Origin of the sequence: Edaphocola flava, from assembly GCF_004118155.1 — a bacterium.
Classification (GTDB): domain Bacteria; phylum Bacteroidota; class Bacteroidia; order Chitinophagales; family Chitinophagaceae; genus Edaphocola; species Edaphocola flava.
On the sequence record NZ_SAIQ01000003.1, the window covers coordinates 223,670 to 236,392 of the forward strand.

The window sequence follows — 12,723 nt, forward strand, 5'->3', positions numbered from 1 at the left end:
TAAATTTACAACACATATATAGCAATGTCAATTATGTTTGCGTTAAGCGGGGCATTTTTGTAAAGAAAATGAGCGGAGTTAACCTATGTTAATCAGTTTTGTTAACCATTGTTAATTAATTAGATAGCTTGCCCTTCTTCAACAAGAAATGAGGCTGATAAGTCAGGAACAGACTGTAGTTGTAGTTAAGCTTCTGGTAGTTGAGATCATAGAAAGGTTCAAGACGTACATCGAGGTCAATCTCCTTCATCACCTTGCGTTGGTATGCCAGACCCAGGGTGATCAACTTTCGCTCCCGTGCCGGCAATTCCTGCTTGTTGGGATTAAAGCTCTGGGACTGGAACAGGACTCCTCCCGTTGGCGAAATGAATTGTTTACCCTGCCAGTAGCTCAACGTAGTGTAAAATCCATCTTTGAAGCGCACATTGGCATTGGCATAAATACCAGAGCCGTTACGGTAAGGCATATCACTGTTACCAGCAAGATCTTTATAGTATAGATAATAGGCATTTGCCCCTATCCCTTTGACAATGTTTCCTGATTTAAGTTTATGTACCCAGTCCAGACCAACCGTTGCATTAAACAGGGTTACCGTCGGCGCACTGGTTGTATCCCACTGGCCTCCGTTATGGCTGGCCAGCAATTGTACAGGTATACTAAAGCGGTGTGCTTTATCTCCGGAGGATAGTTTAATACGGGTATGGTTACCTACAGTAAACCGTTCATTATAGTTTACCCCGTAGTATTGCTGCTTTTGCCAGTCTACCCAAAGGTCGGTGTAGATGTGTTTTTTATCGGCTTTCAATTGAATGCCATGCTCCAGGTAATTAGTCATAAGTCTTTCATACCCATACATAGGATCTATCATGCCATGGCTTATGTTACCCGCGAGGTTACCGAAAGTGAGGCTATAGCCATTACGATGCAAGTCCAGCTGATACCAGGGAGCCACCTTAACCAGACCATCGGTGCCGAAATCTTTTTTGAGGTATACCCCACCCTGCAGACTTACATGCTTATTAGGCTTATAAGTGAGGGCAAAAGTATTCTGGGTTCCAAATAAGGTATATCCGCTCAGAGAGGGCAGAAAATACTCATTATTCCTGAAAAAATTATTAGAGTACACGCTGAAATACAATCCATCATCCAGCTTTCGCAGTGCGCGCATATCCAGCTGTTCCGGTTTGTTACTGATCTGGGCATGTGCCGTTAAGGAGCCGGATAACAGCAGCAATAATGCATAAAAGCGTGTACTCATGTAATATTAGTTAAGCTTGGTTTTCTTTAACGATATATTTTCTCCATTTGTCTATCACCGCAACCATATCGTCCGGCAGTTCGGAGCTGAAGAGCATTTGCTCCCCTGTAGCAGGATGCACAAATCCCAGCTCTTTGGCATGTAAGGCCTGACGCGGCATTAATTTGAAACAGTTTTCTACAAACTGTTTGTATTTGGAATAAACCGTTCCTTTTACAATACGGTCTCCACCATAGGTTTCATCATTAAAAAGCGGGTGACCTATCAGGCGGCTGTGTACACGGATCTGGTGCGTACGGCCGGTCTCCAGTCTGAACTCCAGCAGAGAAACATAATGAAATTGTTCCAGTACTTTATAATGCGTTACGGCATGCTTACCATAATCTCCGTCAGGGAAAGCATCCATCTTTTTACGGAAGCGCATATTGCGACCGATATTGGCGGTAATCGTGCCTTCCGGCTGTTCAAAGTGGCCCCATGCCAGCGCGATATAACGACGGTGGATGGTATGTGCCTGAAACTGTAAAGACAGATGCTTAGCAGCAGCTTCGTTTTTAGCCACAAGGATCAGACCACTCGTATCTTTATCAATACGGTGTACCAGCCCTACTCTTGGCAGTTCTATAATACGACCTTTATCTTCAGGAGGGTTCAGGTACCAGGCTACACCATTGACCAGCGTACCGGAATAGTTACCGCTGCCCGGGTGCACCACAATACCAGCCTGCTTATTGATCACAAGTACATCATCATCTTCATAGAAAATGTCCAGATCCATTTGTTCCGGTATAATATCGGTACGATCAGGACGGCGGTTGTCAAAAACAACAACTTCCATGCCCGGCTTTACCTTAAAGTTAGACTTCACCGTTTTGCCATCAACCAATACGTGGCCCTCGTCAATAGCAATCTGCACCTTATTCCGCGTAGCACCTTCCACACGATTCATGACGAATTTATCTACACGCAGGGGTTCCTGCCCTTTATCTACTATTATACGGAGCCGTTCCTCCAGTTCTTGTTCCTGTTCGCCATCTTCACTTTCCGTCAATTCCTCGTCTTCCCATTCTTCTGTATGCATACATTCAAAAATTTAAACCGCGAAAATACAACATCTATATTAGTTAAAAATTTATAAAATCACAATATTAGTTTCATCGGGCTGTTTTATTTCCTATTTTCGCTGTTGAATGAAAAAAATGTTCGCCATATTAATGCTGTTTATGTACAGCCTGTCCGTTTCCGGATCGGTAGTACAAATGCATTTCTGCGGGCAGGAAATAGAGTCAATCAGTTTCCTGGAGTCGAACAAATCATGTTGTTGCGCTGCTGCAAAAGACAAATCTGCGGATCAGCATATCAGCAAACAGGATAAGGAATGCTGCGATAATGTAGCTATTTCTTTAAAAATCAGTGCCGACCAGCATGTAGAGGCAGCCAAGCAGCTACAATTACTGCAGACAGTAGCCGCCGTGCCACCATTACTGCATTATGCCGTATATGAAGCTCCCTATGTGGCCGGAGTAGAGCAGGCATCATATGATGCCAATGCCCCTCCACCCGGGCTCTGGCAGGACATTCCTTTATATAAATTGTTTCAGCGCATTGTGTATTACGGTTAAAACTTCACTTGGATGTTTATTATTCATTTGAATCTTTTACTAACCCGATACATAATTCATTAAACAATGAGACAGTCTATTATAGCCTTAACGGCCCTATTTACAATATATTCTACCCCAATCTCCTCATTTGCACAGGAATCTTCAAAGATCAAATCTGAAACCATTAAGGTAAAAGGTGTATGCAGTATGTGCAAAAAACGTATTGAAGATGCCGCGTACATTAAAGGAGTTAAACGTGCCGATTGGGATCAGAAAACCCAGGAACTGAAACTGGTATATAATTCAGACAAAACCGATCTGAAAACAATCGAACAAAGTATAGCCCGCAAAGGACACGATGCCGGAGCTATACTGGCCGATAAGGATCAGTACAAAAAACTTCCTTCCTGCTGCGCATATAATGATGGTGCTGAATGCGCCCATTAATGCATAAAGCAATCCCATTAAGCTTTGTCTTTGCCCTGGGTTTATCGGGTACAGTCAGCCAGGCATCTGCGCAGGATGCAGTGGCAGACACGATCGTAGCTATGCAAACAGTTACGGGTCATGTATTTGATGCTCAGCAGAAAGATGGTATGGTAGGTGTGACCATACATACCCCGGACAATCGTCACCACCAGGTTACGGACGAGAACGGAGCCTTCACTATACAAGTACCAGCCGGTACCAGCCAGTTGATATTCAGTTTTATGGGCTACCGCACAGAAACGGTTTCCCTTACTGCGGGTACTACTGCCATAGAGGTGAAGATGCAGGAGGCCGGCCTTAAAGAAGGCAAGGAGCTGGGTACTGTAGAGGTAACCAGCCGCCGCAAGACAACAGAGATCGGCCTGAGTGGCACTATGAAAGTAGAGAAGATCGGCAGCGGCGAACTGATGAAGGCAGCCTGCTGTAACCTGAGCGAAAGTTTTGAAACTACTCCTTCTGTTGATGTCGGCTTTACCGATGCTGTAAGCGGCTATAAGCAGATCCAGATGCTGGGTCTGGCGGGAGCATACACAACATTTACCAGAGAGAATATACCTGATATACGCGGACTGGCTTCCATTACCGGCCTTAGCTTTACTCCGGGTACATTTGTCGAAAGCATGCAGCTGAGCAAAGGTACCGGCAGTGTGGTGAATGGTTATGAAGGTACAGCCGGACAGATCAATGTGGAATGGATCAAACCATTTGAAGATAAGGCGCCTAAATGGCTCATCAATGGCTATCAGAGCACACAGGGCCGTTCAGAAGGCAACCTGGTGTATAATCATAATTTCAACAAACATTTAAGCACAAGTGTATTGCTCCATGGACGTTCCGACTGGATGAAGGTCGATATGAATAATGATGGCTTCCTGGACAACCCGAGAGGGAATAACTTTGTCGGCAGTAACCGCTGGTTCTATTTCGGAGACCGTGGCCTCGAAATCCAGGGCGGCATTAAAGTCGTAAACCTGAATACTATTGGCGGACAGACAAATTACGCTGAGGGTACACCACAGGTAGCCGGTAATCCATGGGGTTATGAAAATAAGGTGAATCGTCTGGAAGGCTGGGCCAAGATCGGTAAAGTATTCCCGGAAAAGCCTTATAAAAGTATGGGGCTGCAGCTTGCCGCAACCATTCACGAACAGGATAATCAATACGGTGCCCGTAGTTATAATGGTCGTCAGCAGAGCTTCTATGCCAACTATATCTACCAGACTATAATCAATAATACCAATCATACGGTTAAAGGTGGGGCCAGTGCTCAATATGATGCATACCAGGAAACATTTACCGGTACGCCATTGAAACGTACCGAAGTGGTACCGGGAGTATTTGCAGAATATGCGTATAAGTACCTGAACAAATTCAATATGGTAGCCGGACTGAGGGCCGATTATCATAATCTCTTCGGGGCTTTCCTTACGCCTCGGCTGCACCTGCGTTATGCACCGGCTGAAAATACTGCCATTCGTGCTTCTGTAGGAAGAGCACAGCGTACGGCCAATTTCCTGACAGAGAATATGGGACTGATGGCTTCTTCGCGTGCATTTATGATCAATGGCAATGATATCAGTACGTTAAATAATAATACTTACCCCTTCAAGCCCGAAGTGGCCTGGAATATGGGTTTGAACCTGACGCAGAAGTTCAGACTGAACTATCGTGACGGTAGCTTTGGTGTAGATTATTACTTTACCGATTTCACCAACCAGATTGTGGTAGATATGGAGGAGTACAATAAAGTAAACTTCTATAACCTGAACGGAAAGTCTTATTCGCACAGCATACATGCACAGCTTGATTATGAACTGATCCGTAATCTGGATGTTCGCCTGGCGTACCGCTTCTATGATATCAAAACCCAATACAACAGCGGATTGAAGGAAAAACCACTGGTAGCGGCCAAAAGAGCCTTTGCCAATATCGGTTATCGTACCCGCAATGACTGGAAGTTTGACTATACCGTGCAATGGATCGGGACCAAACGTGTGCCACAACGCTATAACGATCATGAGCAGCATGTACATGGTTCGGATTATTCGCCAAGCTACTGGATGATGAATGCGCAGATCAACAAATCATTCAAAGAGGGTAAATATGAAGTGTACCTGGGCATGGAGAACATCGGAAATATCATGCAGCACCCACTGATAACCGACGCATCCAATCCTTTTGGTAATAACTTTGATGCCTCACTGGTTTGGGGTTCGGGAATGGGCAGAAATATCTATGCCGGTTTCCGCCTTAATTTGAAATAGACTAAGTATTGCATGCCAGCTATATCCTGTGTCTTACGCCAACGGCAGGAGATAATTTTGATACCTTAGCTATCCTTTGATCGCTTAGGGCCGGCCTTATAAATCCGGCGTCAAGAAAATCATTGGCTCGGTCGATAAAGTTGCAAACCACTGTCTGAACGAAGTGAGTCTGGTTTGCGACCGACCGACACATTGATTTTTAGCCAGGGATTTATACAGCCTTGATTTTTTGGCGCTACCTTTTGCATCAAGGCAAAAGGTAGCAATCAATATATAACAATAAGATTCTATAGCACAAACCAGGCTCAGAAATGAGCCTGGTTTGTGCTATATGCTCCTGTATTATCAATATATTATCATACAGGGATGCCCGCTTTATAAAAAATAAGATAAATTTGCTCAAATGTTGAACATGAGAAAAGTTGTAATGACCCTTATCCTGGGGGCATTTTTATATCCTTTTACCCTTTCTGCACAAACCGAAAACTCTCCGGAACTGCAGCAAATCATTACCAGTGCAGGAAAGTTCCTGTCCCAGAATGATTTTGATAATGCCGCAGCCATGTATACACAGGCCATCCGTATGGCACCGGAAAATGTTGCGCTGCGCCGGGATCTGGCCTATACTTACTTCCTGAAGAAAGATCTTGACCGTGCAAAACAGACGATTGAACCGGTATTGAACTCTTCTTCTGCTGATGAGCAGACCTTCCAGCTGGCCGCTGCTATTGAGCAGGCCAACGGAAATTTCGCCAAGGCAAAGAAAATTGTATCCTCCGGACTGGATAAGTTCCCCAATTCTGGCTTATTGTATAATATGAAAGGCAATCTGCTGATTGTAGATGCCAAGAATAACAGCAGTGCCTTAAAGGAATGGAACACCGGTATTCAGAAAGAACCTGCCTACCCTACCAATTATTATAATGCGGCCAAGGCATACTTTCAGAACGGAGAGTATATGTGGGCACTGATCTATGCCGAAACCTTCATCAACCTGGAGCCGTATACGGCCAAGACGGTAGATATGAAGCGTATGCTGCTGGACGGATATAAGAAAGTATTCAGCCAGATGAGTGATAATACCCTGCCGGAATTTAATAACAGCAAATCGACTCAAAAACAGAAGAACGATTTCGCCGGCGCTTTTAAACAATCCATTAATACCAATATTTCGACCATCAGCGATGGATTTGATGTCGATAACCTTACCATGCTGCGCACCCGTTTCCTGGTATATTGGAACAACAATTTTGCACAGCAATATCCGCAGTCATTATATACATACCAGACGCGCATTGTAAAGAACGGCCATTTCAATGCTTATAACCAATGGTTGTTTGGGGCTGTAGATAACTCTCAGAATTTTACCGCCTGGGCTACCCAGTTCAAAGATGCGATTAAAAGTTTTGAGATGTGGAAACAAAACAACCCTTACCTGCCTAATGTGGCAGACGAGCATCCGGCCAAATAATTTTGGGCTTATAGCATATAATTGAATATGCTTTGTTACTTTTGCAAAAATTTTTAGATAACTATGCAATTTAATCCTTGGCACAATGTAAGCTATGGCGATAAAGCGCCTGAAGTAGTAGATGCGATCATCGAGATCCCAAGAGGATCCAGAGCAAAATATGAATTAGATAAAGATTCTGGCATGTTGCGCCTGGACAGAGTATTATACCACTCTGTATATTATCCGCATAACTATGGTTTTATCCCTAAGACTTACTGTGATGATAACGATCCGCTGGATGTACTGGTACTGTCTCAGGTAGACATCCACCCGATGTGTATCGTTTCTGCCAAAATTATTGGTGTAATGCGCATGGTTGACCAGGGTGAGGCTGATGATAAACTGATCGCAGTTTGCGAAAAAGACATGAGCGTTGCACACATCAATGATATCAGTGAATTACCGGCTCACTTACTGAAAGAAGTAAAACAATTCTTCGAAGAGTACAAACGCCTGGAGAATAAAGAAGTAGTGATCCAGGACTTCCACGGTGCAGAAAAAGCACGTGAGATCCTGCAGCAAGCGATCGTTGACTATAATGTAAAGTTTGGTAAATAATTCTTTTACATAAATAAAAAGTCCCGGAACAATTGTTCCGGGACTTTTTATTTATCCTATTCTCTTCTGTTTTACGATCAGGGATAGTATCTTGTTGCTCAAAAAACAAACCCATGATCCGTTCTGTATTTTTAGGAACCTTATTAAGCCTTTGCAGCATATCTGCTGAGACTGTTCATGCGACTACACATACGGTTTTCGCGAATAATCAGCCGGGCTTTACAGAACCTATGCCAGAAGCAGCTTACTGGAAACTGATCGAATCATCGCTGCAAAATACCGAAACGCTGGAGGACCAGGAAGAATACCTGTCAGAAGCCCTGGAAAAAATGACACCGGAGCAACTGGCTGGCTTCAAACTGCGTACCGATCAGTTGCTGATGGATAGCTACAGCTCTGCCTTATGGTGTGCAGCCTACCTGATGAAAGGCGGTTGTGGAGAAGAGGACTTTACCTTTTTTCGCTGCTGGCTTATTTCGCGCGGACAAAAAATCTATACCATAGGCATACAACATCCTGATGATATCGCCTTTGCGGTGCAGACCAATACCAATAGTGCATTTGATTTTGAGGCCCTGCAAACCTTACCGGAAACGATCTTTAAGAAGAAAACAGAACAGGAACTTAGTGCCGCAATTGATTACACCCAGGTACATACCCAACCGGATGATTATCCACCGTTGGAGATCAACTGGAGAGAACAGGTACCTGGTACTATGCAGGCGATATGCCCTAAGCTGTACCAGCTGTTCTGGGAGCAGCAGTAATATCAGATAATATCTCCAGCCGATAAAACGTTTATATCCCCTTCAGAGGCTCCTCAAACGGAGCGTTTTCAGACAGTGCCTGATTCTTTTTGCAAAATACCTCGCGGGTGCTGCTTGCAGAGCAAAGCTCAGGCCGCTTAAGCGTAAGCTCGGCGGCCTGATAGTAGTAAATAAAAAGCTGCATGCACACCCCAGGGCTCAGCGTAATAGCGTAATGTCCCCTTTCTGATAAAACCGCTGTAGAGACTTACCTTTATATAGAGACAACTCATAGATATATATACCTTGAGGTGCCGGCTTACCTTCAAAAGTACCATCCCACTGATGATTGATATTTTCTGAAAAGAATACACATTGGCCCCAGCGGTTGTAAATACGCAGTATATAGGTTTCTATATTGCAATCCAAAGGCTTTTGCGGTGACCAGTAGTCATTGCGCCCGTCTCCGTTAGGACTGAATGCATTAGGTAGCATGATATTACAATCACATAAAGTACTGTTGATGTTGACCTCAGTATAAAATGATCCGCAGACAGGATGACTAACGGTTACTCCGTAAGTTCCCGGCTGCGTGGCTATAATCAGGTTTCCGGTACTGCCATTACTCCACAATACCGAGGCTTGATTAGGGACCTGCACGGTCAACGGTACACGAATAGCCTCTTCCGCACAGAAAAACATATCTTTTCCCAGGTCCTGGTACAGGCTGATCATATCTACATATACAGAATCACTGAGGGGGCAACCGGAAATAATAGCCTCCATCTTATAGGGCCCGGATTCCGCAACCGGATAGAAATTGCGCGTACTGCCATCCTGCCAGCGTATTTCGGAGGCCGTACCGGTTATTTTAGGATATAGGTAAAAAGAATTGCAGACCAGGGTATCCGGACCGAGGTCCAGCCTGGCTGTATTGCTCCTGATCACCAGCGTATCGGTATATAAAGTACAGTTTTTGATGTATGATACCCAATATGTACCGGGGGTATTGACGCTTATCGCAGATCCACCGCTACCATTACTCCATACGTAATCGCTGCCACCACTCCTTGCACTGATCTGAACTGTAGTTCCGGGACAGACACTGGTGTCTTTCCAGCGAAGGGCGATCGTGTCGTTCGAGAGCAGTATAGGTTGCATAATAGTATTATGAAATGAAGCAAAAGTATTGGTGCCGGAGATAAGGTTTACCGCCTGGGGATTGAATCCGCAAGCCGTACCCAATAGATTAGGAAAACTGATACTGCCCATTTTGGAGATATACCCGCCATTAAAGTATATTTTACCGTCAGGTCCCGTCTGCAGCTGTGTGATCGACGCATTGCAGGCACCCAGGTATACTTTACTATTCCGTATCTGAATGATCGTAGGTAAAGCAAGATTATACTGATTAAATGCTTTCAGGGCAATGTTAGCAGCACAATTTGACACGTATAACCGGTTACCGTCAGGTGAAAAACTGACACCATAAAACCCGTAACTGTCATTTACAGAATCTACAACACCTCTGGCGGTAACCTGTCCCGTGGTATTATTAAAACCATACAACTCTACATAATTACCTCTGAAATAAGTAGCCGCAATTTGTTTGTAGTCTGCAGATACCGTCATTTGTCCCACAATGTGAAAATTATTGCCCTGGTATCCAGAAATGCCAGGCGGTGCAAAACCTGTAACCCCGGCCGTAGATAAAACCGGAGTAGCGTTAAACCCGTTCTGATCGATACGATAGGCTTTAAACGTGGGTGTGGTACGTCCGTGTACCAGTATCCATACAGAATTGCAGGAAGGTATTGCGATCATATGCTCTGAAAGTCCGGTATCTGCAGCAATGTGTGCAAGACCGGGCACAACATCTCCCATACCATTATTCAGGCTCATATCTATTACCGAATAGTATAATTTACCGCCTGCATTGTTAGCTGATTCCTGTGCGGTAAGAGAGAAAAGATAGTAACGGTTGCTGTTGCCGGGAAACGGTATTACTAAGGCACCCTGCGCGGTGCTTTGCGTAAGATTTGCCAGTGCAGGGGGAAATAATGGGTTGGCAGATGGCATAGGATTATTGCCCGCATCCCAAACGGTATTGCCATCTGTGTAAAACAATAGATTTCCGTTTGCATCACAAACCGATTCTGAACATTCATTAGCATTGATTTGTGTGCTGAATGCTGTATTGGTATTGAAATTATAGCCTGCGTGATTTCCGAAAGCCCATATTTTATTCTGCGGCTGATTATACTGAGCAGAAAGATCAAATGAAAAAAGACAAAGCAGGAACAAAAGAAAAAAATAACGATTCATAAGGACCAAGATTTAATATCCACCACCGGTATACTGCCAGTGGTGGAAAAAATAATAATATAGATTACCTGATGCTTACTTTCATCGTTGCAGATCCATTGTCCGATTGTATACGCATATAGTATGTACCTGCTGGTAACGCCTGAACATTAAGCTTACTGGCCATGCCGCTATGACGCAGTACTTCCTGCCCCAGCACATTACTGAGGGTGATATATTGCACATTGATTTTTTTATGAAATTCAAGGTATACATAATCCTGTGTAGGATTAGGATACAAGCTGATACCCAGTCTGGTCGCATCTGTTTCTGTTATGCCGGTAGGCTTCACTGCAATGCTTTTGGAAAGGGTAATGTCGCCACATTCATTGGAGAGTACTACTGTAACAATATAGGTGCCTTGCTGCGTGTAGGTATGTACAGGACTTGCCTGTGCATCGTGGGCCGAATTGTCTCCGAATTGCCAGTCGTATGTATTTATACCATTACCATTAGCTATAGAAAATGTATAATCCATATTATTTCCGGCAGAGACGATGATACTGTCTCCCGCAGGAGGATTTAGCACAGAGACATTTATCGTATCACTTCCGCTACATCCGTTAATATCGTTTACCATTGCCCAATAAGTGCCCGCATTGCTGAGCGTAAGCGTTTGTGCTGTGGAGTTATCGCTCCATACATAACTAATGCCGGGTATAGCATTACCGGCATCCAGCGTTAAAGCATTTCCGTTGCAAATTGTGGTGTCATTGCCCAACTGCACCTCCAGGGTAGCTATACCAATCGCGACCGTATCGGAAAATGCGCTATCTGAGCTGCTGGTACAGGTTACCTTACAACGGTATTCAGTAGCGAACGGCAAAGTACTTACAATATAAGTGATAGTGTTTGCTCCGCTGATATCTGCAAAGTTACCGCTGCTTACAGATCGGGATTGCCATTGATAACTGATGCCAGAAGCCACGCTGGCACCAATCAGGTTCAAACCCAGGCTATTACCCGGACAAATACTGGTGTCTGGCATATCTATGTGTCCGCCATCTGGCGTGCCGGTACAGTTTACTACTGTTTTTACACAGCGGCAGCTGGCACCATATCCCCTGCTCCAGTTATTGGAAACAGCACCATTGTATATCACGTATGGGTACTGGACACTATAATTGCTGGAGGTCCAGTACAGGTTGGCGTATCCGCTTTGTTGCACACCACCATTGGCCCCGTTACGATATCCGGAATAGGGAAGTTTAAGATTGGAACTGAAGCCGGATGTGAGGCTGGTAATATTTTCTGCGGTTCTTACATCCAGCCAATCTGTGTTGGTTGGCATATGCCAACCGGCGCCCAATGCAGCACAGGGATCTGTACCATTGGTGGCCGATGGTGCTCCGGCGGACCAGGTGTCACTCAATTGCGGGTTGCCCGCAGGTGTTGTGGTAGCCGTACCACCCCACCACAATGGCTGTACATTATTTCGCAGAAAATTGGCATTACCACTGATGCCAGATGGATTATTGATTGTAAGTGTGGTTACCTGCTGATTTGAGCTGTTGCGCAGCTGGTGTCCGTCAATCCATCTGCCCCACTGGAACAAATGACCATAAGAAGCCGTATCGGTAGCCGCGGTGGCTACCTGTGAAGAACCAAGGTTTTGCTGTAACCATATTTTTCCATCGGCCGCCCTTACCGAAGTAAGCGTAACCTGCTGACCAGCATAGTTAAATGTAACACTCCCCGTACTACCCACTGTAGCCCCAGGATCTTGTGCACGAACAGCAGTAGCCGCTATAAGGCATAGTCCTAAAATCTGTAAGCTCTTTTTCATTTTGTTCTTTTTTTAATTTAATGATAAGGTTTAAAAATTTGCAGTAAAGCAATTTTCACTTAATCACTAAATTATAGATAGCAAATTGTAAGATGCTTAAAATGGACAGGACAAAACTATGGACAAGTTATATTCTTTTGA

10 protein-coding genes are annotated in these 12,723 nt (G+C 44.5%); 6 read left to right on the plus strand and 4 right to left on the minus strand.

Going from position 1 to position 12,723, the window contains the following annotated elements:
• Nucleotides 1-115: 115 nt before the first annotated feature.
• Both EMP01_RS10480 and EMP01_RS10485 read right to left on the minus strand, forming a co-directional pair.
• A complete protein-coding gene (locus tag EMP01_RS10480) occupies nt 116-1,258 on the minus strand; it encodes a hypothetical protein (RefSeq protein WP_129021469.1) in 1,143 nt (380 codons plus the stop codon).
• A gap of 10 nt (nt 1,259-1,268) precedes the next feature.
• Nucleotides 1,269-2,339 carry an RluA family pseudouridine synthase gene (locus EMP01_RS10485; RefSeq protein ID WP_129021470.1) on the minus strand — a complete coding sequence of 357 codons (1,071 nt, stop codon included), beginning with the start codon at nt 2,337-2,339 and terminating at the stop codon, nt 1,269-1,271.
• A gap of 109 nt (nt 2,340-2,448) precedes the next feature.
• Between EMP01_RS10485 and EMP01_RS10490 the strand changes: the two genes are divergently transcribed.
• From EMP01_RS10490 to EMP01_RS10515, 6 genes are all read left to right on the plus strand, one after another.
• Nucleotides 2,449-2,880 carry an HYC_CC_PP family protein gene (locus EMP01_RS10490; RefSeq protein WP_129021471.1) on the plus strand — a complete coding sequence of 144 codons (432 nt, stop codon included), beginning with the start codon at nt 2,449-2,451 and terminating at the stop codon, nt 2,878-2,880.
• Between the two features lie 66 nt (nt 2,881-2,946).
• On the plus strand, nt 2,947-3,309 hold the full coding sequence (locus tag EMP01_RS10495) for a heavy-metal-associated domain-containing protein (RefSeq protein WP_129021472.1): 363 nt from the start codon (nt 2,947-2,949) through the stop codon (nt 3,307-3,309).
• Nucleotides 3,309-5,615 carry a TonB-dependent receptor gene (locus tag EMP01_RS10500; RefSeq protein WP_161971313.1) on the plus strand — a complete coding sequence of 769 codons (2,307 nt, stop codon included), beginning with the start codon at nt 3,309-3,311 and terminating at the stop codon, nt 5,613-5,615. Before EMP01_RS10495 ends, EMP01_RS10500 begins: the two co-directional genes overlap by 1 nt.
• Nucleotides 5,616-6,027: 412 nt before the next feature.
• A complete protein-coding gene (locus EMP01_RS10505) occupies nt 6,028-7,086 on the plus strand; it encodes a tetratricopeptide repeat protein (protein ID WP_161971314.1) in 1,059 nt (352 codons plus the stop codon).
• Between the two features lie 63 nt (nt 7,087-7,149).
• Nucleotides 7,150-7,686: an inorganic diphosphatase gene (locus tag EMP01_RS10510; protein ID WP_129021475.1), complete on the plus strand. Its 537-nt coding sequence runs from the start codon at nt 7,150-7,152 to the stop codon at nt 7,684-7,686.
• A gap of 113 nt (nt 7,687-7,799) precedes the next feature.
• Nucleotides 7,800-8,453: a DUF4240 domain-containing protein gene (locus tag EMP01_RS10515; protein WP_129021476.1), complete on the plus strand. Its 654-nt coding sequence runs from the start codon at nt 7,800-7,802 to the stop codon at nt 8,451-8,453.
• A gap of 198 nt (nt 8,454-8,651) precedes the next feature.
• Here the strand turns inward: EMP01_RS10515 and EMP01_RS10520 are convergent, their stop codons facing one another.
• Nucleotides 8,652-10,757, minus strand: coding sequence for a gliding motility-associated C-terminal domain-containing protein (locus tag EMP01_RS10520; RefSeq protein WP_129021477.1), 2,106 nt, complete (start codon nt 10,755-10,757; stop codon nt 8,652-8,654).
• Nucleotides 10,758-10,821: 64 nt separating this feature from the next.
• Nucleotides 10,822-12,582, minus strand: coding sequence for a PKD domain-containing protein (locus tag EMP01_RS10525; protein ID WP_129021478.1), 1,761 nt, complete (start codon nt 12,580-12,582; stop codon nt 10,822-10,824).
• Nucleotides 12,583-12,723 lie beyond the last annotated feature (141 nt).